This window comes from Guptibacillus hwajinpoensis (genome assembly GCF_020171785.1).
Classification (GTDB): Bacteria; Bacillota; Bacilli; order Bacillales; family Guptibacillaceae; genus Guptibacillus; species Guptibacillus sedimenti.
Genome location: NZ_JAIVAE010000002.1, coordinates 302,608 through 325,732, shown reverse-complemented (window position 1 = coordinate 325,732; position 23,125 = coordinate 302,608). Strand labels below are relative to the sequence as shown.

General features: G+C 39.8%; 24 protein-coding genes. 8 read left to right on the top strand and 16 right to left on the bottom strand.

All coding sequences use genetic code 11. The features are described 5' to 3' along the window. Positions 1-321, bottom strand: coding sequence for a YlaH-like family protein (locus LCL91_RS02140; RefSeq protein WP_160919220.1), 321 nt, complete (start codon positions 319-321; stop codon positions 1-3). A gap of 167 nt (positions 322-488) precedes the next feature. Next, on the bottom strand, positions 489-2,321 hold the full coding sequence (typA, locus tag LCL91_RS02135) for a translational GTPase TypA (RefSeq protein WP_194221284.1): 1,833 nt from the start codon (positions 2,319-2,321) through the stop codon (positions 489-491). A gap of 151 nt (positions 2,322-2,472) precedes the next feature. On the opposite strand from typA, the gene LCL91_RS02130 reads away from it, so the two are divergent. Then, positions 2,473-2,646, top strand: coding sequence for a DUF5325 family protein (locus LCL91_RS02130; RefSeq protein WP_098443243.1), 174 nt, complete (start codon positions 2,473-2,475; stop codon positions 2,644-2,646). A 47-nt stretch (positions 2,647-2,693) separates the two neighbouring features. On the opposite strand, the gene LCL91_RS02125 is transcribed toward LCL91_RS02130, so the two are convergent. The 3 genes from LCL91_RS02125 to LCL91_RS02115 all read right to left on the bottom strand — a co-directional run bounded on the left by LCL91_RS02125 (position 2,694) and on the right by LCL91_RS02115 (position 4,271). After that, entirely contained in the window at positions 2,694-3,092 is a 399-nt protein-coding gene (locus LCL91_RS02125; protein ID WP_224879559.1) for a GNAT family N-acetyltransferase, read from the bottom strand. Positions 3,093-3,148: 56 nt separating this feature from the next. Beyond that, positions 3,149-3,991, bottom strand: a complete 843-nt coding sequence (locus LCL91_RS02120) for an inositol monophosphatase family protein (protein ID WP_224879557.1) — start codon at positions 3,989-3,991, stop codon at positions 3,149-3,151. Positions 3,992-4,082: 91 nt separating this feature from the next. Then, complete coding sequence (locus LCL91_RS02115; protein ID WP_224879555.1) at positions 4,083-4,271, bottom strand: hypothetical protein; 189 nt, start codon at positions 4,269-4,271, stop codon at positions 4,083-4,085. A gap of 262 nt (positions 4,272-4,533) precedes the next feature. On the opposite strand from LCL91_RS02115, the gene LCL91_RS02110 reads away from it, so the two are divergent. Then, entirely contained in the window at positions 4,534-5,163 is a 630-nt protein-coding gene (locus LCL91_RS02110) for a YktB family protein (protein ID WP_224879553.1), read from the top strand. 24 nt (positions 5,164-5,187) lie between these two features. On the opposite strand, the gene LCL91_RS02105 is transcribed toward LCL91_RS02110, so the two are convergent. Next, positions 5,188-5,460 carry a UPF0223 family protein gene (locus tag LCL91_RS02105; protein WP_224879551.1) on the bottom strand — a complete coding sequence of 91 codons (273 nt, stop codon included), beginning with the start codon at positions 5,458-5,460 and terminating at the stop codon, positions 5,188-5,190. Between the two features lie 15 nt (positions 5,461-5,475). Then, positions 5,476-6,435: an NAD(P)H-dependent flavin oxidoreductase gene (locus LCL91_RS02100; protein WP_224879549.1), complete on the bottom strand. Its 960-nt coding sequence runs from the start codon at positions 6,433-6,435 to the stop codon at positions 5,476-5,478. Positions 6,436-6,701: 266 nt separating this feature from the next. Between LCL91_RS02100 and LCL91_RS02095 the strand changes: the two genes are divergently transcribed. Continuing rightward, positions 6,702-8,177, top strand: a complete 1,476-nt coding sequence (locus tag LCL91_RS02095; protein WP_224879547.1) for an aminotransferase class I/II-fold pyridoxal phosphate-dependent enzyme — start codon at positions 6,702-6,704, stop codon at positions 8,175-8,177. Positions 8,178-8,214: 37 nt separating this feature from the next. Here LCL91_RS02095 and LCL91_RS02090 read toward each other — a convergent pair whose 3' ends face one another. After that, positions 8,215-8,328 carry a GapA-binding peptide SR1P gene (locus LCL91_RS02090; RefSeq protein WP_098443236.1) on the bottom strand — a complete coding sequence of 38 codons (114 nt, stop codon included), beginning with the start codon at positions 8,326-8,328 and terminating at the stop codon, positions 8,215-8,217. Positions 8,329-8,523: 195 nt separating this feature from the next. Here LCL91_RS02090 and LCL91_RS02085 point away from each other — a divergent pair, with 195 nt between their 5' ends. Continuing rightward, positions 8,524-8,904, top strand: coding sequence for a DUF1885 family protein (locus LCL91_RS02085; protein ID WP_224879545.1), 381 nt, complete (start codon positions 8,524-8,526; stop codon positions 8,902-8,904). A 16-nt stretch (positions 8,905-8,920) separates the two neighbouring features. Here the strand turns inward: LCL91_RS02085 and LCL91_RS02080 are convergent, their stop codons facing one another. Next, positions 8,921-9,796, bottom strand: a complete 876-nt coding sequence (locus LCL91_RS02080; RefSeq protein ID WP_224879544.1) for a polysaccharide deacetylase family protein — start codon at positions 9,794-9,796, stop codon at positions 8,921-8,923. A 349-nt stretch (positions 9,797-10,145) separates the two neighbouring features. Between LCL91_RS02080 and LCL91_RS02075 the strand changes: the two genes are divergently transcribed. Further along, on the top strand, positions 10,146-11,657 hold the full coding sequence (locus LCL91_RS02075) for a glycine betaine uptake BCCT transporter (protein ID WP_224879542.1): 1,512 nt from the start codon (positions 10,146-10,148) through the stop codon (positions 11,655-11,657). A 440-nt stretch (positions 11,658-12,097) separates the two neighbouring features. Here the strand turns inward: LCL91_RS02075 and lpdA are convergent, their stop codons facing one another. From lpdA to LCL91_RS02050, 5 genes are all read right to left on the bottom strand, one after another. Continuing rightward, positions 12,098-13,507: a dihydrolipoyl dehydrogenase gene (gene lpdA / locus LCL91_RS02070; protein ID WP_224879540.1), complete on the bottom strand. Its 1,410-nt coding sequence runs from the start codon at positions 13,505-13,507 to the stop codon at positions 12,098-12,100. Between the two features lie 4 nt (positions 13,508-13,511). Then, positions 13,512-14,825 carry a dihydrolipoamide acetyltransferase family protein gene (locus LCL91_RS02065; protein WP_224879538.1) on the bottom strand — a complete coding sequence of 438 codons (1,314 nt, stop codon included), beginning with the start codon at positions 14,823-14,825 and terminating at the stop codon, positions 13,512-13,514. A gap of 99 nt (positions 14,826-14,924) precedes the next feature. After that, a complete protein-coding gene (locus tag LCL91_RS02060) occupies positions 14,925-15,902 on the bottom strand; it encodes an alpha-ketoacid dehydrogenase subunit beta (RefSeq protein WP_159782242.1) in 978 nt (325 codons plus the stop codon). A gap of 3 nt (positions 15,903-15,905) precedes the next feature. Continuing rightward, a complete protein-coding gene (pdhA, locus tag LCL91_RS02055) occupies positions 15,906-16,988 on the bottom strand; it encodes a pyruvate dehydrogenase (acetyl-transferring) E1 component subunit alpha (RefSeq protein WP_224879536.1) in 1,083 nt (360 codons plus the stop codon). Positions 16,989-17,527: 539 nt separating this feature from the next. Then, positions 17,528-18,199 (bottom strand): YkyA family protein, encoded by a 672-nt coding sequence (locus LCL91_RS02050; RefSeq protein WP_224879534.1) that lies wholly within the window; start codon positions 18,197-18,199, stop codon positions 17,528-17,530. 330 nt (positions 18,200-18,529) lie between these two features. On the opposite strand from LCL91_RS02050, the gene def reads away from it, so the two are divergent. After that, positions 18,530-19,072 carry a peptide deformylase gene (def, locus tag LCL91_RS02045; protein WP_224879532.1) on the top strand — a complete coding sequence of 181 codons (543 nt, stop codon included), beginning with the start codon at positions 18,530-18,532 and terminating at the stop codon, positions 19,070-19,072. Between the two features lie 55 nt (positions 19,073-19,127). Here def and LCL91_RS02040 read toward each other — a convergent pair whose 3' ends face one another. Together LCL91_RS02040 and LCL91_RS02035 are read right to left on the bottom strand one after the other, a co-directional pair. After that, a complete protein-coding gene (locus LCL91_RS02040) occupies positions 19,128-19,904 on the bottom strand; it encodes a Cof-type HAD-IIB family hydrolase (RefSeq protein WP_224879530.1) in 777 nt (258 codons plus the stop codon). Between the two features lie 51 nt (positions 19,905-19,955). Further along, complete coding sequence (locus tag LCL91_RS02035) at positions 19,956-20,861, bottom strand: DMT family transporter (protein ID WP_224879528.1); 906 nt, start codon at positions 20,859-20,861, stop codon at positions 19,956-19,958. Positions 20,862-21,224: 363 nt separating this feature from the next. Here LCL91_RS02035 and LCL91_RS02030 point away from each other — a divergent pair, with 363 nt between their 5' ends. Both LCL91_RS02030 and rnjA read left to right on the top strand, forming a co-directional pair. Then, entirely contained in the window at positions 21,225-21,434 is a 210-nt protein-coding gene (locus LCL91_RS02030) for a DNA-dependent RNA polymerase subunit epsilon (protein ID WP_224879526.1), read from the top strand. 3 nt (positions 21,435-21,437) lie between these two features. Further along, positions 21,438-23,105 carry a ribonuclease J1 gene (gene rnjA / locus LCL91_RS02025; RefSeq protein ID WP_159782237.1) on the top strand — a complete coding sequence of 556 codons (1,668 nt, stop codon included), beginning with the start codon at positions 21,438-21,440 and terminating at the stop codon, positions 23,103-23,105. Positions 23,106-23,125: the final 20 nt, after the last annotated feature.

Sequence of the window (23,125 nt, the reverse complement as noted above, 5' to 3'; positions counted from 1 at the left end):
CTAGGCTTCTTTTTTCTTCGACTGGTTCAGTCGCATCTTATAAATAATTAATACGACAGCAGAAGCCACTAATCCTTCAGCAACAGGCAATCCTATTCCAAAAAAGGTTAGCGGAAAACACCCTATAACAAGAACAGCATATACAATGACGTTTTTAAGGATCGGTAGTTTTTTGGCAAAGCCTAGACGATAAACAACAATACATAGGATAACAATAATCGCATATAGCAAATAAAATCCCATCGTCATATTGTCTTCAATGCCAACTAATTTAGCGAAAAAAGATAAATCTTCAGATTGTATAGTAGGTTCTGTATTCATTTTTCCACCCCCGGTATAAAAGCATAATAAATGAAATCACAAATAAAAGTAAACGATTTCTTTCCATTCAGAAAAAAAGTCCTACATAGGACAGAAAATATAAGAATGATAAAAGAATAAAAAAACGATCCAAAAGGGATGCCCCTTTTGAATCGCATTAGACACCCTTATTGGGCTGTTTTTTTCTTTTTAGCGTTCTTTTCACGTTCGTTCTTATCAAGAATTTTCTTACGAAGACGGATTGAATCCGGTGTTACTTCGCAATACTCATCATCGTTCAAATACTCAAGCGCTTCTTCAAGAGTTAGAACGCGAGGCTTCTTCATGGAAACCGTTTGGTCTTTGTTGGCAGAACGCATATTCGTCATCTGCTTCACTTTAACGATGTTAACCGTGATGTCATTCTCACGAGTGTGTTCCCCAACGATCATTCCTTCGTAAACTTCAGTACCTGGAGCTACGAATATTGTACCGCGGTCTTCAACACCCATAATACCGTACTCTGAAGCTTTTCCTTTTTCCATTGAAACAAGAACACCAGCACGACGTCCACCTACACGACCGCTAATAAGAGGCATATACGTTTCAAATGTATGGTTAATAATACCATATCCGCGTGTTTGTGTTAGGAACTCAGTTGAGTAACCAATCAAACCACGAGCAGGAACCATGAATTCAAGGCGAACTTGGCCTGAACCGTTGTTTACCATGTTAACCATTTCACCTTTACGCTCACCAAGTGATTCCATTACAGAACCAGTGTAGTCTTCAGGTACGTCGATTTGAACGCGTTCAACAGGCTCACTTGCAACGCCGTCTACTTCACGAACGATAACTTCAGGTTTTGAAACTTGAAGCTCATATCCTTCACGACGCATGTTCTCAATTAGGATTGAAAGGTGAAGCTCACCACGTCCTGAGACAACCCATGCATCTGGAGAATCTGTATTTTCAACGCGAAGACTTACGTCAGTTTCAAGCTGAGCTCTAAGACGCTCTTCAATTTTACGACTTGTAATGTATTTACCTTCTTTACCAGCAAAAGGACTATTGTTTACAAGGAACGTCATCTGAAGAGTAGGCTCATCAATACGAAGAATAGGAAGTGCTTCCTGATGATCGTAAGGACAAACTGTTTCACCTACGTTGATTTCTTCCATACCAGAAACCGCTACAAGGTCGCCAGCTTTCGCTTCTTCGATCTCAGTACGCTTCAATCCAATGAAACCAAAGAGCTTAGTCACTCTGAATTGCTTCACTGTTCCATCGACCTTCATCAGGGCTACCTGTTGGCCAACCTTCATTGTTCCTCTGAACACACGACCAATTCCAATTCTTCCAAGATAGTCGTTGTAATCAAGAAGTGTAATCTGGAATTGAAGAGGCTCGTCACTGTTATCTAGAGGTGCAGGAATGTTATCAATAATTGTGTTCATAAGAACTTTCATATCGTCATCCTGTACTTCAGGATCAAGACTAGCTGTACCGTTGATTGCTGAAGCATAAACCACTGGGAAGTCTAGCTGATCTTCGTCCGCGCCAAGATCAATAAATAAATCAACGACTTCATCCACAACTTCTTCAGGACGTGCTGCAGGACGATCAATTTTGTTAAGAACTACAATTGGTGTAAGCTTCTGCTCAAGAGCTTTTTTCAGCACGAAACGTGTCTGTGGCATACAGCCTTCATAAGCGTCAACAACTAGAAGAACACCGTCAACCATTTTCATGATACGTTCAACTTCACCACCAAAGTCAGCGTGACCAGGTGTATCCATAATGTTGATTCGTTTGTCTTCATAGTTAATTGCCGTATTTTTAGCAAGGATTGTAATCCCGCGTTCTCTTTCAAGGTCATTCGAATCCATCGCACGTTCGCTTACTTGCTCGTTGTCACGAAACGTACCTGATTGATGAAGCATTTGGTCTACCAGCGTCGTTTTACCGTGGTCAACGTGGGCAATGATTGCGATGTTACGAATATCTTCTCTTATTGCCATTAATTATTCTCTCCTCGTATTCTCGTCTTATTTCTGACGATAAACTCAATAACTAGATCATTATAACACAGATATCGCTTAAGGCGAAATTTCTCTTCTTTCCAGCTTAACCCGGTTATTGTACACTAGTACTATAAAGGGGGCTTTCCGCATGAACAAGCATCAATTCCTTTTACTCTTAATGGCCATTCTGGCGGTTGCAAGCATGTGTGCAATCGGTATTTCTATAGCTGAACAAAGCTGGATCGGCGGACTACTTTCATTTATTGGAGTAGGTTTCTTTATGGGAATGGGTTTTCGAATTAAACGTAAAGCTGAACAATAACATCAAAAAGAGCTGTTCACCACTGAACAGCTCTTTTTGATGATCTTTTAATGCTCGTTAGGATGTACAAAAATTAAATACTTTTTTTCTTCACCTTCAATGGCGTATTGTTCAAACCCACATTTCCCTAAAAACAAACTCCACTCATTCTGCTTTAAGGGAATGCCAGCAAAAACAACCTCTCTTTTTTCACCTACTATACACTGAATCACTTCATGACCGACTCCCTTTTTTCGCTGAACAGGATTGACAACGATTGTACCTAACCAGGACTTTTGATTTGATGGAGCCTGATCAAGAACGGCTGTAATGGCTACAGGGGCTTCATCTTTAAACCAAATCCTAAATTCACACCCTATTCCTTCATAAGTTTGTATATAGGTTACTATATCTTCTGCGATTGGCATCCGCCCAAATTCTTCGTCAAGCCAATCTTTATCATCCATTGTCCATTCCAATAGGAGGTTTGCGAATTTTTCCTTGCTTGTCGAAGTTACAAATTTCATTTTGTTGAAGGAGTTCTTAAATAGAAGTTTTGATCAAGTGCTGGTTGGATGTACTCTTTTTGTACCTGTGAATGAAACAGTGGAGTACCGACAAAGATGGTGTTTTTATCTAACAAATCAATTTCCTTATTATCCACTGTAGTACAAATGCCTCCCGCTTCCTCAATTAACATTTTACCAGCCGCAAAATCCCAAGGAGCGAGCCGTAAGGAGACATACCCATCAAGACGCCCCGCTGCTACGAAAGCCATCTCAATTGCAGCACTACCATAAGAACGGGTGCCTCTTATTTTTTTTAGAAGAGGTGAGAAAGTGCGCGGATCGATACGATGATTCTCCGTGACCCAGGTTGCATTGATGGCCAATAGGGATTCTGAAAGATTCGTCGACTGCAACGGTTTTACTTGTTTATCATTAAGGAATAGACCTGAGCCCTTTTTACAATGATATAGCTCGTCTTTTGTTACGTCATAAATAAACGCAAGTTTCCCTACTCCATCTTCGTAGATCCCGATCGATATCGCAAAATTGGTTTGTTGATGAACAAAATTCATCGTTCCATCAATCGGATCAAGAAACCAAATAACACCATCTAAATCATCTATTTCATCTCCAAATCCTTCTTCTCCCATAATGCGATGATTTGGATATGTACCTTTTATTTTCTGAATAAAAAATTTCTCAGTTTGCTTATCAATGTCCGTAACGAGATCGTTCGGATTGCTTTTTGACTCAATGTTAAAAGATGTTGTAAAGGAAGACATGATTTCTTCTCCCGCTTCTTTAATCCATTTAATAGCATCATCATATACGCGATTCCAATTCGTCTGCTGTGTCATGGCTCGATCTCCTTTTACCTTATATTTCATGCTTGTTCTTATTATGACAGGAAAAGAAGAAAAAACGAACCTTTTTGCAAGGTTCGTTTTGCTAAGCCTCTAATCTAACCATTTCTTTACGAAGTTCTTCAAGCTTTACTTTACATCTCGCCATTTCCTCTTGATCACTAGCCGTCATTGCATCGTGTAGCGTTGCCAGCTCATAGTCAATCTCCATTCTCAATACCGGAATCCGCTTCTCTGCTTCGTTTCTTTGTAATGACTGAATCACTTGTTTCATGGTAACCTACACCCCTCTTCTTTTCGATTAAGCAGTCATAGTTATCAGAGAAACCTTATAAGACGGAATATTCTGATATTTCTGCTTTGATTACTATATCTTATGCCTTCCCCGCTCACTATGCAACCTCTTTATTTGTTACTATTTTTCCTCTTTTGCTTCTTTTTCAAACCTATCCTTACACATCAATCGTCAGTTTTCATATAAATTGCAGTTCTATGTTACTATAAATGTATAAAAATTTGTCGTAACGGAGGATATTATGTCATTTAATGGATTTACTCAACACGATTTTAACGCCTTCCAAATCGAAGGACTTGATGCGAGAATGGAAGCCATTCAAGAACGAATACAGCCAAAGTTTCAGGCGATCAGCGACGACGTGATAAGTGATCTAGAAATGTTTGCTGGTAATGAAATGCACCTACACATTGCACGTCATGCACGAAGAACAAAGAACCCACCGGTTGATACATGGATGGCATTTTCTCACAATAAACGTGGATACAAAATGCACCCCCACTTTCAAATTGGCCTATTTGATGATCATGTTTTTGTATGGCTCGCTTACATTTATGAGCTGCCAGGTAAGCCACAAATGGCTACGTTACTTTTAGATCATATGGATAAGCTTAAAGAAGACGTTCCAGCATCTTATTGGATTTCCACTGATCACACGAAGAAAAAAGCAAGTCAACCTCTTAAAGATGTTGAACTTGATAAGGTTCTAACCCGCTTTCGCGACGTAAAAAAAGGGGAGTTTCTCATTGGACGTCACTTTACGAGCGATGATCCACTATTGCAAGACGGGGAACAATTTATTCAAGAGGTTAAAAAAACGTTTGAAACGCTCATGCCGTTTTATCACCTTTCCCTTCAAACGACAACATAAAAACCAGGGGTTTCCCCCTGGTTTTTATGTTGTCATTTTTACTCGATCACGTTCTGTTTGCTTCGCTTCTTTGACGACGTGATAAGTTGAAAAGCCCGTCTCTTTATCAAACTGTTTAAAAATTTGTTTTTCCTCCGATTTAGAAGGAACAACATCTTTAAATTCATGATAGCTACTAATTAATTCACCCTTAGGAACACCGTGACCATACGCTTTCTCAATCAATTCAAAGAAATTAACTACTTTAATTACTTCTTCTTTGCTCCAATCAATGGAAATAGGATATTGGACTTCCATTTTTTTAACCCCTCTCTAACATTGCCATTTTATTCGAATCTCTTTTGCTTCTTGATCAATCCGTTCAAATAACTCGTGTACGGAAGGAACATCATGAATCGCACCCATCACCTGACCTGCCCACGCAAATCCTTCTTCTTCTTTTCCTTCATATATAAACTTCCTGTTCACTTCACCGCTTATGTATTCTTTCAGAAGGTCATATCCACCATTACTTGCTTCAATCTCGGTAATTCGTTCAGCAAATGCATTTCGGATAACTCTTGCAGGCGCACCAATGCTTCGTTTAATAATCATTGTATCCGTCTCGGATCCCTGTAACAAACGTTGTTTGTAAGTATTATGAGCGTGTGTACACTCTTTCGTAGCAATAAATCTTGTTCCCATTTCGATTCCTTCAGCGCCAAGTGCGAGAGAGGCCATTAATCCCCGCCCATCGCCTATACCACCTGATGCAATAACGGGAATTGAAACTGCATCAACTACTTGAGGAACGAGAACCATTGTTCCAGTATCTTCCTTTCCAAGATGTCCACCACCTTCTTGACCAACAACCATGACCCCTGTAGCACCTAGCTCTTCTGCCTTAATGGCCTGTCGCTTCCCAGCTGTTAAAACAAGGACTTTCACATTTGTCCCTCTCACCATATCAAAAACAGGCTTAGGATTACCACCTGTAACCGAAATGATTTCTACTCCTTCTTGGATAGCAGTTTCAAGCATGTGTTCAAATGGCCTCCCGTGCTGGCCAATTGCAAAATTGACTCCGAATGGTTGATCGGTAAGACTTCTTGTAAGGTATATTTCCTTTTTTAGCTGTGTTTCTGAGTCCATAGACATAGCTGTGAGCTGACCTAGCCCACCTGCGTTGCTAACCGCAGAAGCTAACTCGTGATAGGCAAGGTAGGCAAGTCCTCCCTGAACAATTGGTTTCTTTATCCCTAATAACTCTGTTAGTCGCGTCTTCCATTTCATCACTTATCCTCTCCTTCCCATCATTCATTTCGAGAATAAGAGAGGATCTCCTTTTTTGTAACTATAAAAGATACCCAGCATCTAAATAAAACTTGCAAAATAGTACTTATGTGATTATACTCAGTTTGTTTAAGGATAAAAAAGGTCGCAGTGACGGAACGTTGAACCTTTTTCCATTCGCGACAGCTCATTCAAGATTAAATTCTCATTTCCCAAACGTTGGTGGAATGCTATCGTACTAAAGTATAAATAAAGAGGTGCTTGATTTGCAACAAAACGAAACACCATTATTCACTGGTTTAGTTAACCACGCAAATAAAAACCCCATTCAATTTCATATTCCTGGTCATAAAAAAGGAAATGGAATGGATCCTGAATTTCGTGCATTTATTGGCGATAATGCACTTTCGATTGATTTAATTAATATTCAGCCTCTTGATGATCTTCATCATCCGCATGGCATGATTAAAAAAGCACAGGACCTTGCAGCAGAAGCTTTTGGTGCCGATTCCACATTCTTCTCTGTTCAAGGTACAAGTGGCGCAATCATGACAATGGTGATGACCGTATGTTCTCCTGGTGACAAAATAATCGTGCCAAGAAACGTTCATAAATCGGTCATGTCTGCCATCATCTTTTCAGGTGCCACGCCCGTATTCATTCACCCTGAAATTGATCCTAAGCTCGGCATTTCTCATGGCATCACCCCAGTCGCAGTAAAGAAAGCGCTCGAACAGCACCCTGATGCTAAAGGCGTTCTCGTTATTAACCCTACTTATTTCGGGATTTCTGCAAATTTAGAAGAAATTGTTTCAATCTCTCATGAATATGATGTGCCCGTTTTAGTTGATGAAGCACATGGTGTTCACATTCATTTTCATGATCGCTTGCCAGTATCAGCAATGCAGGCAGGTGCAGATATGGCCGCAACTAGCGTTCATAAACTCGGTGGATCAATGACGCAAAGCTCTGTGCTAAATGTAAAAGAAGGTCTCATCTCTGCAAAGCGCGTACAAACCATTATCAGTATGCTCACAACAACTTCTACTTCTTATATTCTCCTTGCTTCTCTTGATGTTGCAAGAAAGAGACTCGTGATGGATGGGTACGAATTAATCGAAAGCGCGATACAACTAGCAGACCGAGCCAGGAATCAAATTAATGATATCTCCCCACTCTATTGTGTTGGGAATGAAATTCTTGGAACTAATGCCACTTACGACTATGATCCAACAAAACTAATTATCTCTGTTCACGATCTAGGGATTACGGGCTATGAAGCAGAAGTGTGGTTACGAAAAGAGGCAAATCTGGAAGTGGAGCTTTCCGACTTGTATAATTTGCTTTGTATTGTCACACCTGGGGATAATGAGGAATCCGTTAATGCCCTTGTATACGCCTTAAAAGATATGGTAGAAGCTTTCAAAGAGTCGGATGGTACAGTTGCTGAAAAGTTTGAGGTTCATGCTCCAGATATACCGACACTAGCCGTTTCTCCAAGGGATGCTTTTTATTCCGAAACGGAAATTATTCCATTTACTGAGTCAGCGGGGCGCGTCATCGCTGAATTCGTTATGGTTTATCCACCAGGCATTCCAATCTTTATTCCTGGTGAAATCATTACGGAAGAAAACTTGAATTATATTGTGGAAAATATTGAAGCTGGTCTTCCTGTTCAAGGACCTGAAGATGATGAATTAAAATATATTCGTGTGATTAAAGAATATAAAGCAATTAAATAAGAGGCGGCCCTAGGGCCGCCTCTTTGTCTTATCAGAATTATTTTTTATCTTTTTTATTGCATTCCGGGCATCTGCTATAAAGTGTGCTTACCTTCTCTTCATGAACGTGATCAATTGTTTTCTCGCAAGTTTGGCAAATGATAATACCCATTCTCAACACCCCTTAAGTTAGTTTTGAAAACGCTTCCGTTTCGCTTAACTCCATAATAGTGTGTCACAATTGTTTTGTCAACACTATATTGTATATCACATTATATTCTTTTTACGCTATTATGTGTTCTAAACTACTAATTGTCAGAAAACATTTTTGCCTGTAAACTAATGGAGATGAAGAAAGGAGGATTTGATGCCACAAAGCGCCTACCTTACTCCCGTAACAGAAGAGGAACTGTCCCTCATTCACGTTAAAGAACTGCTCACTTATTACATGAACATTACTTCGAAAACAGGAGAGCAGCTTTCCTGGTCGTATGGTGACTTAGCTTTTCCTTATACACTTGTTGAAAATGCTGACTCTGATGAATGGTTTTATTTAAAGGGCAAAAACGATTCTTACCGTACAATTGTCATTGGACTCGTTGAAAAAAAGATCCAGGTTGTTTTACCCGATCAATCGACTCACGGTGATAAAGCAAAAGCAAATGAACTATGTAAATTTCTTGCTACAAAACTAAAAGCAGATCTCATCCTTTTTAATGGTCGGAAAATGCGATATGCAAAAAAATAAACAGCCAAATGGCTGTTTATTTTTTGACTAATTCGATTTGTTCTGGATTGATGAGATCATAATCTTTATCTCTTAATCCGGACACAATGTCACTCATGGCCGCAGCAGTCCAATCACGGTCATGCATAAGCAAGTTTGCTCCATTTTGTAGAAGTGGTGAATTGACCATAATGTCAGCTAGTGCAGCTTTATTTTGGTATTCTTTTACCCAATCATACCCATACGTCCAATTCATCACAAGCATGCCTTCTTCTTTAGCTAGTGACTTAGAATAATCAGTGTTTGATCCGAATGGCGCTCTAAAAAACTTCGGCTTCTCACCTATCACTTCTTCAATCATCTCATTTAATTTCAAAATCTCTTCCCTTTGCTCATCCTCAGATAAAGATTTCAAATCAGCATGCGTCATCGTATGATTACCAATAGCAAAGCCCATCTCATATATTTCCTTTAATCTAGCCTTTTCTTCATCAGTATCAATAAAATGACCATTCACAAAGAAAATCGCAGGAGCATCAAGTTCTTTTAGTGTCTTTGCCATTTCAACTGCATTTTTATCTGGCGCATCATCGATTGTAAGAAGCACTGCTTCAGCTGGAGCATCATTTATTGGTTCAAATCCCCAAAATGCTTCATTCAAGCGATACTCAGGCTCTGTCTCTTCAGCAGTGGCCTCTTCTTCCTCTTTCTTCTCCTCTTGGTCACTCGCCTCTTTTGAATCTGCTTCTTCATCAGAAGAGTCTTCGCTCGCTTCTTGCTCATTTGAGGCCTGTTCGCTATTACTAGCTTCTTCTTTTGATGCATCGGTATTTGGTTCAGAACCTGCATTCGTTGAGCAAGCAGCTACAAAAACCAGTAGTGCTAACATCATCCATTTTAACGTATTTGTCATTTCTCTCTCTCCTTATGTAGTCTCCCTTCATCATAAACCAATTATGGGGCTGGTGAAAGAGAAGAATGTCACATTTAACCAACAAATCCCTTTTCATTATCCTACAATTCTGACTACCTCTCTGACATGGTATTTCCCTTTACAACGTTGATTTCAACAAATATACTAGACAACGTGGCAAATTTCGCGATCCGTTACAAAGCCTGTTAATAATAGGAAATAGGGTGCTTGCTGCATAGTTTTGGTAACGACAGGTGAAATTGAGTACACATGCATTTTATTTCTGATTTATTAAAAAAGCTTTTCGGATGAAAGTACAGTTAATTATTCAGAAAGGTGATGATGAAATTTGAATAAGCTTACAGCAGTCTTTATAATCTCTGTAGTATTATCTCTTATCTTTATTTCATGGGGAACCATTTCTCCAGAGTCTTTAGATGCAACGACTACTTCACTTCAAAGCTTTCTTCAGGTGAAGTTTGGATGGTTTTATTTATTAGCAGCGTCAGGCTTTCTAATTTTTGCAATCTATCTTATTTTTTCGAAGTACGGCAGACTTCGACTTGGAAAAGAAACAGATGTACCGGAGTATAATCTCATTACATGGTTTGCGATGTTATTTTCAGCTGGAATGGGAATTGGACTTGTATTCTGGGGCGTTGCAGAACCAATGTTCCATTATTACGATCCACCTGCTGGCGCTGCTTCTCAGTCAGATGAAGCAGCAAGACTTGCGTTTCAGTATAGTTTCTTCCATTGGGGGCTACACCCTTGGGCGATTTATACCACAGTTGCGTTAGCTCTAGCATTCTTTAAGTTTAGAAAAGGAGCACCAGGTCTTATTAGTGCTATTTTCTATCCGATTCTAGGAGAGCGCGTAAATGGACCTATTGGTAAAATAATTGACGTTATCGCTGTTATTGCGACCGTATTTGGTGTCGCTACTTCACTCGGATTCGGAGCTTCACAAATCGGTGGAGGAATCTCTTATTTAACAGGCATTGAAAATTCGTTTACAACACAATTGATCATTATCTTAATTGTTACAGTGCTTTATATGATTTCTGCTTCAACAGGCATTTCAAAAGGAATTAAGTACTTAAGTAATACAAATATCGTACTTGCCATTTTACTCATGTTCTTCTTGCTCTTTGCAGGACCAACAAACTTTATTATGGATCTCTTTACATCTACGCTTGGTTCCTATATTCAAAATTTGCCTAGCATGAGTCTTCGAATGAGACCATTTGAAGGATCGTCCTGGATACAGAGTTGGACAATCTTCTACTGGGCATGGTGGATTGCCTGGGCACCATTTGTCGGAACGTTTATTGCTCGTGTATCAAAAGGTAGAACGATACGAGAATTTGTTCTTGGTGTTCTTTTAGTACCAACGATCTTCGGGGGATTATGGTTCTCCGTGTTTGGAGGTTCCGCTATTTCACTTGATATGGCCGGAACGGGTATTTACGACATTATTAACAACCGGGGTATGGAAGTTGCACTATTCGCTGTACTAGAGCAATATCCACTTGGTACATTTATGTCGATCATTGCGATATTACTAATCAGTACCTTCTTTATTACATCGGCTGACTCAGCTACATTTGTTCTTGGGATGCAAACGACGAACGGAAGTATGAATCCTTCAACCAAAGTGAAATTAACTTGGGGTGTGATTCAGTCATCAGCTGCAGCAGTTCTTCTTTGGTCAGGTGGCCTCGGTGCCCTGCAAACTGCGTCTATCATAGCCGCTTTTCCGTTTGCTATTATCATAATCGGTATGATAATCTCTCTATTAAAAGCTTTTAAACAAGAGAAAATACCGCCAAGACCACCTAAAAAAGATGAGACAAAATAATAAAAGCGCACTACCAATTTGGTAGTGCGCTTTTATATGGACTACAACTTATATGAATAAGATATAGAAATAATTAATGACTAATGCAATAGTTGTAGAGAAAGAAATGAGAAAAAGAAGCTCCTTCCCTCTCGTCACCATTTGTATTGAAATCGTACAAACCAGATAGAGAAAAACGAGAAACAATACGATTTTAAATCCAATTGGATCTCGTGGAGAATGATGAATGATTTGAAAAAAAGCAAACCAGATCATGAACTGAAAGCAAAGCACTTTTCAATACATTCCACTCCACCTCCACTAGAAGCAGTTATTCTATTCATATGTATGTCCTTTTATTGATAAAAATGGCTCCTCTCCCTCAATCAGTTCTAAAACAAGTTTCGCTCAGCAAAAAAAACTTCGGAGACTCAGTGTCTCCGAAGTTTTTTAATAAGAAATTAACCAATATGAATTGGAGTACCTAGAGCTACTTCAGCAGCTTCCATAGTAATTTCTCCAAGTGTTGGGTGAGCATGGATTGTAAGCGCAATGTCTTCAGCTGTCATACCAGCTTCGATTGCAAGACCAAGCTCAGCAATCATATCAGAAGCGTTAGGACCAGCAATTTGAGCACCGATCACTAAGCCATCTTCTTTACGAGTGATAAGCTTCATAAATCCTTCACTGTCGTTAAGAGACAATGCACGGCCATTAGCGCCGAATGGGAATTTAGATGCTTTCACATCGAAACCTTGATCTTTTGCTTCTTGTTCAGTGTAACCAACTGAAGCGAGTTCTGGGTCAGAGAAAACAACCGCTGGGATTGCAAGATAGTCAATCACAGAGTTTTCACCACTGATCGCTTCTGCAGCTACTTTACCTTCGTAAGAAGCTTTATGAGCAAGTGCAGGACCTTCTACGATATCACCAATCGCATAGATGTTATCGAAGTTTGTACGACACTGCTTGTCAATCTTCACAAGACCTTTGTCCGTCATTTCAACGCCAAGTTCTTCAAGACCGATTTCATTTGTATTAGGCTTACGACCAACTGTAACTAGAACATAATCAGCGTCAAACGTCTGCGTTTCACCTTTGATTTCTGCTGTTACTGTTACGCCGTCTTCTGTTTCTTCAACGCCTTGTGCAAGAGCTTGAGTAATGATTTCTACATTACCTTTCTTCTTAAGACGACGAGAAACAAGAGAGCTCATTTGTTTTTCGAATCCAGGTAGAATTTGCTTCGTACCTTCAAGGATTGTTACTTCAGTACCGAAGTTTGCGTACACAGTACCAAGTTCGATTCCGATGTATCCTCCGCCGATTACCACCATTTTCTTAGGAACTTCGTCAAGTGCAAGTGCACCAGTTGAAGAAATCACACGCTTGCTCCATTTGAAGCTTGGAAGTTCGATTGGGCGAGATCCTGTTGCGATGATGCAGTTGTTGAATGTATACGTTTGAGAGTTCTTTTCGTCCATGATACGAACTGTGTTCTTATCGACGAAATAAACTTCACCACTGATAACATCAACTTTATTTGATTTCATAAGTCCTGCTACGCCGCCAGTAAGCTTGTCAACAACAGAAGATTTCCACTCCTGTACTTTTTTCATGTCGACGCTCACGTTCTCAGCTGTGATTCCGATATCATCGGAGTGCTTTGCAGACTCATATTTATGAGATGCATTAATCATTGCTTTTGAAGGAATACAGCCGACGTTTAAGCAAACTCCGCCTAGAGTTCCTTTGTCAGCAATGGCAACTTTCTGACCAAGCTGTGCTGCACGGATTGCAGCCACATATCCACCTGGTCCAGCTCCTACTACAAGTGTGTCTAATTCGATTGGAAAATCTCCTACTACCATATTATTACGCCTCCATCATTAAGAGTTGTGGATCGTTCAACAGACGCTTGATGTGATTAAGAGCAAGTTGTGCTGTTACGCCATCAATAAGTCTGTGGTCGTAGCTGATCGATAGAGCAAGAACAGGTGCAGCAACGATTTCTCCGTCGATAACAACTGGCTTCTCCTCAATACGACCAATACCAAGAATAGCAGCATCCGGGTTGTTGATGATTGGAGTGAACCATTGACCACCAGCAGAACCCAGGTTAGAAATAGTACATGTGCTACCTTTCATATCGTCCCCTGATAGTTTACCATCGCGAGCTTTTTTAGCCAACTCATTAATTTCAGATGAAACATTAAGAAGTGGCTTACGGTCTGCTTCTTTCACAACTGGAACAACTAGTCCAGCGTCAGTGTTAGCAGCGATACCGATGTTGTAGTAATGCTTGTGTACGATTTCCTCAGTAGAATCATCAATAGATGCATTCAACATTGGGAATTCGCGAAGTGCAGAAACAAGTGCTTTTACAACGTATGGAAGGTAAGTTAGCTTCACATCTTTGTCTGCAGCATATTGTTTGAACTTCTTACGATGAGCAACAAGATCTGTTACAACAACTTCATCCATGTGAGTTACGTGTGGAGCAGTATGCTTCGAGTTAACCATTGCTTTCGCAATTGCTTTACGCATACCTTTCATCTTCTCACGAGTTTCTGGTTGTGCAGATGCTTGTGGCTGTGCTGATGTAGTAGAAGCTTCTTGCTTCGCTTCAGCTTTTTCTTCTGTCGCTGCTGGAGCTTCAGAAGCTGCTTCGCCTCCACCATTCAAGTGAGTGTCGATGTCTTCTTTTACGACGCGACCATTTTTACCTGAACCAGATACTTTTGAAATGCTTACGCCGTTTTCACGAGCATATTTACGTACTGCTGGCATAGCAATAACGCGTTTTGTTGGATCTGTTTCTTCTTCAGCTTCAGGAAGTGGTTTTGATCCAGCGCTATCTTCTTTTGCTTCAGATTTTGCTTCAGCTTTAGGAGCTTCTTCTTCAGCTTGAGGCTGTTCAGCTGCAGGTTCTTCCTCTGCATCTTCATAACCTTCTGCGTCGAAAGTAATCACTACGTCTCCAACGATTACAGTTGCGCCTTCTTCAGCGTGAACTTCTTTAACTGTTCCGTCTACTGGGGAAGGAATTTCAACAACAGCTTTGTCGTTTTGTACTTCTGCAAGAATATCGTCTTCTTTAACTTCATCTCCGGATTTAACAAACCATTTTACGATTTCGCCTTCATGGATACCTTCACCGATATCCGGCATCTTAAATTGAAATGCCACGGGACTTCGCCTCCTAATTGTAGAAAAATTTTGCTCATATAAGATCTGAAGCGAAGCGCGGATCGCAGCTTCACTTCATGTTTTTTTATAAAGAGTTAATTAGAAATTAACAACTTGAGTTGCTTTTTCGATAATATCAGTATGATCAGGAAGCCATACATCTTCAGCAGCTGAGAATGCAAATACAGTATCAGGTGCAGCTACGCGAAGAACTGGTGCTTCAAGACTTAGAATTGCGCGGTCGTTAATTTCTGCAACGACGTTAGCCGCAATACCAGCTTGCTTCTGAGCTTCTTGAACAACAATTGCACGATTTGTTTTTTCAACAGAGGCAATAATTGTATCGATATCGAGCGGGCTAACCGTACGAAGGTCGATTACTTCTGCACTGATGTCGTTCTTTTCAAGCTCTTCAGCAGCTTTAAGAGAAGCTTGTACCATCGCACCGTAAGTTACGATTGTGATGTCAGTACCTTCACGTTTCACTTCAGCTTTACCAATTTCAATTGTGTATTCTTCTTCAGGAACTTCCTGACGGAAAGAACGATAAAGCTTCATGTGCTCAAGGAAAATAACTGGATCGTTATCACGAATCGCAGAAATAAGAAGTCCTTTTGCATCATAAGGGTTTGAAGGGATTACAACTTTTAGTCCTGGCTGTTGCGCCATTAGACCTTCAAGGCTATCTGCGTGAAGTTCTGGTGTTTTAACGCCGCCACCAAATGGTGAGCGAACAGTAATCGGCGCGTGGAAAGAGCCGCCTGAACGATAACGAAGACGAGCCATTTGACCGGAAATAGCATCCATTACTTCGTATACAAATCCAAAGAACTGAACTTCTGGTACTGGACGGAATCCAGTTAGTGCAAGTCCGATAGACATACCACCGATACCTGATTCAGCAAGCGGAGTATCGAATACGCGATCTTCGCCAAATTCCTTTTGAAGTCCTTCTGTCGCACGGAAAACGCCGCCGTTTTGACCTACGTCTTCACCAAACACGAGTACGTTCTCGTCATTTTTCAACTCCGTACGCATCGCATCAGTGATTGCTTGAATCATTGTCATTTGCGCCATAGCTTACTTCGACTCCTTTGCACTATATTCTTCATATTGTTCACGAAGGTTCTGTGGAAGCTCTTCGTACATGTTTGAAATAAGATCTGTTACTTTTTGCTTAGGAGTGCCATCTGCTTTCTTAATAGCCGCTTTGATTTCGTCCTTCGCATTATCAACTACTTCATTTTCTTTTTCTTCTGACCAAAGGTTCTTGCTCTCAAGATACTTGCGGAAGCGAACGATTGGATCTTTCTTTTCCCACTCGCTATCAAGATCTTCAGAACGGTAACGTGTTGGATCGTCACCAGCCATTGTATGTGGACCATAACGGTAAGTCATTGTTTCAATTAGTGTTGGACCTTCACCATTAATTGCGCGCTCACGAGCATCCGTAACTGCTTTATAAACAGCAAGAACGTCCATGCCGTCTACTTGAACGCCTTGGATACCAGCTGCAACTGCTTTTTGAGCAATTGTTTTCGCAGCAGATTGCTTTTCAACTGGAACTGAGATAGCAAAGCGGTTGTTTTGTACAACGAAAATTGCTGGAGCAGCATAAGCACCTGCAAAGTTCATTCCTTCATAGAAATCCCCTTGAGAAGCACCGCCATCACCAGTGTAAGTGATTGCTACGTTTTTCTTGCCTTTTTTCTTAAGTCCAAGCGCAACGCCAGCCGTTTGTGTAATTTGAGCACCGATAATGATTTGTGGGCTCAATACGTTAAGACCATCAGCCTGGTTTCCTACAAAGTGACCACGGGAGAATAAAAATGCTTTATATAGTGGAAGACCGTGCCAGATGATTTGAGGAACATCACGATAACCTGGAAGAATCCAGTCCTCTTTATCAAGTGCAAATTGACTTCCTAATTGTGAAGCTTCTTGTCCTGCAGTTGGTGCGTAGAAGCCAAGACGTCCTTGACGGTTCAAAGAGATTGAACGTTGGTCAAGAATGCGTGTGTACACCATGCGGCGCATTAATTCTTGAAGCTGCTCATCTGATAGTTCAGGCATTGCTTCTTCATTAACGATTTCGCCATTTTCATTTAGAATCTGGAACATTTCGAATTGGCCTTCGATGTTTTCGATGGTTTTAGTTCCCATACCTTTCACCTCATCCTTTCATTCATAAAGAGATAGATTATTGAATTGCAAATGTTGCAATTGTGAGTGGGTCGTTCAGTTTACAGACATCACTAGCATGTCCATTTCAACGTTATTAAATGACAAATACCATTCATTAATTTGCATTACTTAAGACAACACTCAATGTCATACCCTTAATTCTGAAGAAATAATCCCTAGTGCTATGTATTACTGCGAATAATAGTCTGTATCAGTAAGATTAAGGGAGTGCTTCTCTTCATGAGTAAGTTCGTTTTTAAGTTTACAATACAGTAAGTTTCAAGTCAATTAATTGATTTATTAATTGCATGTTATGGGATGATATTAAAACTGTTACATTCTGTTTTGATAGACTGTATTAGTGTCAATAATTAGGAGGGGAGATCTTTTATAACTCGTTATAACAAGAAATTGCTTCAAATTTCATGACAAAAATGCTGTCCCCTTTAATTTTAAAAAACGACCGCGTTCAAAATATTTTCTACATCCATAGAAAAAACCGCTCAAACGAGCGGTTTCTATTCTCCGTAATTCACATTTAATTCAGCTGATTCATAAAAAGCTTTTTTGGCTTCATTAAATTCAGATGTGAATTTGTTGAAACTTTCTTTATGCTCAGCCACTTTGCCATATTTCTCGTTAACGACTTTAATTTGTTCTTGGAGTTGCTCTAATGTTAGTTCTTTATCTTCAAGTGAGCTGTAGAGCTTTTGATCTTGTTCAACAGCTGCTTTGTATTCTTTATGTAGCTTTCCATAAGCTTCATAACGCTTATCCATAATGTCAATCAAGCTTTTAGCATCTTTCTTAGCTGCATCCGTTTCAAGATCCTCGGTTAAATCTTTAACTTCCTCAAATTCTTCATATGCTTCATCGATGCTTTCTTTTTCCTTCTTTAAATACTCAAGGCGCTGATCTGCATTTTCTTCAGCTTCTTTCGAAAGCTTTTCAATCTTATCAAACTCTTCCATACTTAGTGCAACAATCTCATTATAAATGTCTTGCTCTTTTTTCTCTGCCTTCGCCAGAGGTTCTTGTTGTTCTCTAAATTGATCTTCAAGAGCAACAGCTTCCTCTAAATGGTCATACATTTTTTCTGCTGGGCTACCACCAAACTGACAACCAGCTAACCCAACCATTAGAAAACAGAAAAACAGAGAAATAATTCCCAAACGATATTTACGTAGCAAAAAAAGTCCCCCCACATATCCAATTCATACCATAATAATTACATCCCTGATTACTATACCATAATACAGATCTCAATAGAATACTCCATTTTTAATCAATACTATAATTCACGCATATTCCTTCTAGACAGATCATTCAAGAGGATTCCCTGTTAAATCGGCTTGTGCTAAACTATCACTATTGTAAGATTCTCTTTTACACAGTGACACATAATGCCACTTGTACTTTTTCAGTATCAATCGTCATTAATAAAAGAGCAATTGCTTTAACCCTTACAAAAAGTTGAATATACTTATGATAGACCGTTTTGAATAGGAGTGAAACATACCATGTTAACAATGAAAGATATTCGTAGAGAAGGGGATCCAATCCTAACTGAAGTTGCAAATGAAATTACCCTTCCTGCAACTGAAGAAGAAAAGCAAACCTTAAGAGAAATGCTTGAATTCCTTATTAATAGTCAAGATCCTGAAGCTGCCTTAAAGTATGAATTACGCTCAGGTATCGGAATTGCTGCCCCACAAATCGGCATTAGCAAACGTATGATTGCGGTGCACGTCTCTGATAATAGAGGCACGCTATATAGCTATGGCATCATGAATCCAAAAATCATTAGTCATTCCGTTGAAAAAACGTATTTAGATGGAGGGGAAGGCTGTCTTTCCGTTGATCGTGAAGTACCTGGTGCTGTACCGAGATATGCTCGGATTACAGTCAAGGGCGTTGATGCTGAAGGTAATCCGCTAAAGCTAAGATTAAAGGGGTTGCCTGCTATCGTTGTCCAACATGAAGTTGATCATCTTGATGGCGTTATGTTTTACGATCGGATTAACAATGAAGAAGCAAGTGAATTAACACCTTTAGGTCGATAAGCTTGATTCTACAATGAGCAAAGGGGATCGCCGTTTCAATAGGCGATCCCCTTTTTTATAGTAAGCCTACTTTTTTCAACCCTTTTTGAATACCGTCTTGATCGACCGGATCCGTGATGTAATCAGCCACTTGTTTCACTTCTTCATAGCCATTTCCCATTGCGACTCCCGTGCCTGCAAACTTCAACATTTCGATGTCGTTGAGTGCATCTCCAAAAGCGTACGTATTTTCTCGTTTAAATCCAAGGTGCTTAATCATAGCTTCTATTCCTTTCGCTTTTGAGCCTCCAGGGGGAATCACGTCCATGGAATAATCATGCCAGCGGATAAAATCAAGGTTCCCATATGCATCACGATAGCCACCTTCGTCATTACTTTCGCAAAACAGAAGCGCCTGATAAATTTCTCTATTGTGATAATAGGAAGGATCATATCCAGGATAATGCATTTTTAAGTCGTCCATGCTTTTCATAATATGAGGATGTTCATCATGGTTACTCATCATCGCTTCGTGATCAAGGAATACCATGGGATGGCCATTTTTCTTGGCTTCTTCTTCAAGAACCGTAATTTCATCGCGACTTAGCGGATTTGTATGAACAACCTTTTCCTGGTGTTTCACGTATTGGCCATTAAAACTGATAAACGTGTCTATTCCAAGATCTTCTCTAAGATCTGCGAACATAAATGGCGCTCTGCCTGTTGCAATGGCAACATGAACCCCATTCTCTGTAAGTGTTTTTAAAGCTTCCCGCGTTGACACTGGAATTTTTTTGTCATGATTAAGAAGTGTGCCATCAATATCAAAAAACACAATCTTTTCGTTATGCATCGTCATTCACCTGTTCCTGCTATATTTTTTATCATAACTATCTTGAAAACATTATGCTGATCTTCTTATCGTGTTTGCTTCAGTTCTTTGATGTTTACCTGATAAATAAACTCCAAAAAACACAAGTAGCAACCCTAAAATCATAGGTAGTGTGATGTTTTCATTTAAATAAAAGCTTCCCCAGATCAAGGCGGTGACAGGTACAAGGTATGTCACTAATGTCGCAAACTCTGCGCTACCATGTTGAATCATATAATAGAAGAGCAAATAAGCTAGACCCGAACCGAACACACCTAGACCAATTAGCGCTATTAGAATATCACGTTGAAGGAGTAACGTAAACTGAATACCACCTTCCCCACTAATGAGCATCATTAGAAGTCCTCCTGTCGCTCCGATCGTTAACGTAATGAACGACAACACATCAACAGGTACGCCCTTTAAGTTCTTTTTTGTATATTGCGATGCAAATCCATAGCAGCAAGTGGCGATTAGCATTGGAAATACCCCTCTCCACTCGCCTTTTACCAATGCACTTAGATCAAGATCAATTAAAAAAAGGATGCCGATAAATCCAACGATTATACCTGTCCACTGTTTCAGAAATAGCATTCGCCCAAATAAAAAAGCGCCAAGAATACTTGTGAATAGTGGTGTCGTCGCATTTAACGTAGCAGCAAGGCTACTCGAGATCCGTTCTTCACTAAGTGCAATCATTCCCCAGGGAATGAGCGCATTCATAATCCCTACTAGAATAAGACTTCCCCACTTAAGATTGCCTTTTAACTTCTTTATTCTTCCTCTTATCATTAAATAAAGAAAAATTGATACTGCCCCAAGTATGCAGCGAAAAAAGACTACGCCCCATGGCCCTGTAATCGGAACAATCAATTTAATGAACATGAACGACATGCCCCATATTAAACTTAATGAAATAAGCGCAACATATAACTTCAAATCTCACCCTCCTTATAAGCGAATTCATTAACATGTTACATGATTAAGGAAATGGTGTCCCTACTATTTCCCCATCTTTTTCCAAACTAAATCCTAACGACATGATCAATAATAAAAATAGTTATTAAAAAAGGAAGGATGAGCTTAATGTATCGAAAAATGAAGCGTAAATTAAAAAAAACCTGGAGGAACGTGCTATTTCCACAACCTAAATATTCCATTGATTAACCTTTTCCACCCTTAAATTCGTGCAAATTCTCCTATTTCTTATGGAAATGTGGTTAGAAACATGAAAAAGAAACCAATTTCCTATATAATAAACGAAGATGCACACAAATTGTCTGAGTTAAGGAGAGATTTAGAATGATTTATAAGGTATTTTATCAAGAGACAAAAAAGGAGGTTCCTGTAAGAGAGCGAACAATGAGCCTTTACGTAGAGGCTACTTCTGAACGGGAAGTTCGCTACAAATTAAAGGACCGCGACCTTAATATTGAATTTATTCAAACCGTGGAAGATGACTTCCTTTCGTTTGAGCAAAAATCAGAGCACTTTGAATTGGAGAATGTATAGACTATGAAATTTGTTAAAAATCATCAAACCGCCGTGTTCGCTTTAGGTGGACTCGGAGAAATCGGTAAAAACATGTACGGTATTCAGTTTCAGGATGAAATTATCCTTGTTGATGCTGGGATTAAATTCCCAGAAGAAGAATTACTAGGAATTGACTACGTTATTCCAGACTATTCTTATCTCGTTAAAAACCAGGATAAAATCAAAGGTTTATTTATCACTCACGGTCACGAAGACCATATAGGCGGCATCCCTTACTTACTTCGTGAAATTAACGTGCCAATCTATGGTGGTAAGCTTGCACTAGGTTTTATTCGCAATAAACTTGAAGAGCACGGACTTCTTCGAGGCGCTTCTTTAAATGAAATCACAGAAGAAGACATTATTAAGTTCCGTAAAACATCAGTAATGTTCTTTAGAACAACTCACAGTATTCCTGATTCTTATGGTGTCGTTGTTAAAACTCCTCCTGGTAACATCGTTCATACGGGAGACTTTAAGTTTGATTTCACACCGGTTGGCGAACCCGCAAACTTAACTAAAATGGCCGAAATCGGTAAAGAAGGCGTTCTAGCTCTTCTTTCTGATAGTACAAATAGTGAAGTTCCAGGCTTTACAATGTCTGAGAGTCGCGTAGGGGAAACCATCCAGGATATCTTTAGAAAAGTAGATGGCCGTGTCATTTTCGCTACTTTCGCATCAAATATTCACCGCCTTCAACAGGTTGTGGAAGCAGCCGTTGAAAACGGACGTAAAGTAGCCGTCTTCGGACGCAGTATGGAATCTAACATTACGATTGGTCAGGAACTTGGGTACATTAATGCACCTAAAGATACATTTATTGATGCGAATCAAATCAACCGTCTTCCAGAAAATAAAGTAACGATTCTTTGTACAGGAAGTCAGGGAGAGCCGATGGCTGCTCTATCTCGAATTGCGAACGCGACACATCGTCAAATTCAAATCATTCCTGGAGATACAGTTGTTTTCTCTTCTTCACCTATTCCTGGTAACCAGGTAAGCGTATCGAGAATCATTAACCAACTATCTCGCGCAGGTGCTGATGTGATTCACCATAAACTAAGTGACATTCATACTTCTGGTCACGGTGGACAAGATGAGCAGAAGCTTATGCTTCGTCTCATTAAGCCTAAATTCTTTATGCCAATTCACGGTGAGTACCGTATGCTTAAGATGCATACAAAGCTCGCACAAGATTGCGGCATTCCGCAGGATCATTCTTTCATTATGGATAACGGTGAAGTTCTCGCACTAAGCGAAAATGAAGCCTCCATTAGTGGTAAAATCCCTTCTGGATCTGTCTATGTGGACGGAAAAGGAATCGGGGACATTGGCAACATTGTGCTACGAGATCGTAAAATCCTTTCTGAAGAAGGTCTTGTTATTGTTGTTGTCTCCATTAACATGAAAGAGTTTAAAATTCTTTCCGGTCCTGACATCATTTCTCGTGGATTTGTCTACATGAGAGAATCTGGTGATTTGATTAATGATGCTCAAGAGCTTTTATCAAAGCATCTGAATGGTGTAATGGAAAAGCGTACAAGCCAGTGGTCTGAAATTAAGAATGAAATTACAGATACTCTTGCACCTTTCCTATACGAAAAAACGAAGCGTCGTCCAATGATCCTTCCGATCATTATGGAAATTTGATCAAACAAAAACAGCCTGTC

Bases quoted from the DNA above. Each gene is read 5' to 3' on its own strand.
- rnjA (WP_159782237.1), top strand. From the start codon at position 21,438: ATGAAATTTGTTAAAAATCATCAAACCGCCGTGTTCGCTTTAGGTGGA.
- LCL91_RS02085 (WP_224879545.1), top strand. From the start codon at position 8,524: ATGCCACAAAGCGCCTACCTTACTCCCGTAACAGAAGAGGAACTGTCC.
- LCL91_RS02090 (WP_098443236.1), bottom strand. From the start codon at position 8,328: ATGGGTATTATCATTTGCCAAACTTGCGAGAAAACAATTGATCACGTT.
- LCL91_RS02060 (WP_159782242.1), bottom strand. From the start codon at position 15,902: ATGGCGCAAATGACAATGATTCAAGCAATCACTGATGCGATGCGTACG.
- LCL91_RS02105 (WP_224879551.1), bottom strand. From the start codon at position 5,460: ATGGAAGTCCAATATCCTATTTCCATTGATTGGAGCAAAGAAGAAGTA.
- LCL91_RS02030 (WP_224879526.1), top strand. From the start codon at position 21,225: ATGATTTATAAGGTATTTTATCAAGAGACAAAAAAGGAGGTTCCTGTA.
- LCL91_RS02125 (WP_224879559.1), bottom strand. From the start codon at position 3,092: ATGGATGATAAAGATTGGCTTGACGAAGAATTTGGGCGGATGCCAATC.
- LCL91_RS02140 (WP_160919220.1), bottom strand. From the start codon at position 321: ATGAATACAGAACCTACTATACAATCTGAAGATTTATCTTTTTTCGCT.
- def (WP_224879532.1), top strand. From the start codon at position 18,530: ATGTTAACAATGAAAGATATTCGTAGAGAAGGGGATCCAATCCTAACT.
- LCL91_RS02130 (WP_098443243.1), top strand. From the start codon at position 2,473: ATGAACAAGCATCAATTCCTTTTACTCTTAATGGCCATTCTGGCGGTT.
- LCL91_RS02100 (WP_224879549.1), bottom strand. From the start codon at position 6,435: ATGAAATGGAAGACGCGACTAACAGAGTTATTAGGGATAAAGAAACCA.
- LCL91_RS02110 (WP_224879553.1), top strand. From the start codon at position 4,534: ATGTCATTTAATGGATTTACTCAACACGATTTTAACGCCTTCCAAATC.
- LCL91_RS02040 (WP_224879530.1), bottom strand. From the start codon at position 19,904: ATGCATAACGAAAAGATTGTGTTTTTTGATATTGATGGCACACTTCTT.
- typA (WP_194221284.1), bottom strand. From the start codon at position 2,321: ATGGCAATAAGAGAAGATATTCGTAACATCGCAATCATTGCCCACGTT.
- LCL91_RS02080 (WP_224879544.1), bottom strand. From the start codon at position 9,796: ATGACAAATACGTTAAAATGGATGATGTTAGCACTACTGGTTTTTGTA.
- LCL91_RS02115 (WP_224879555.1), bottom strand. From the start codon at position 4,271: ATGAAACAAGTGATTCAGTCATTACAAAGAAACGAAGCAGAGAAGCGG.
- LCL91_RS02120 (WP_224879557.1), bottom strand. From the start codon at position 3,991: ATGACACAGCAGACGAATTGGAATCGCGTATATGATGATGCTATTAAA.
- pdhA (WP_224879536.1), bottom strand. From the start codon at position 16,988: ATGGGAACTAAAACCATCGAAAACATCGAAGGCCAATTCGAAATGTTC.
- lpdA (WP_224879540.1), bottom strand. From the start codon at position 13,507: ATGGTAGTAGGAGATTTTCCAATCGAATTAGACACACTTGTAGTAGGA.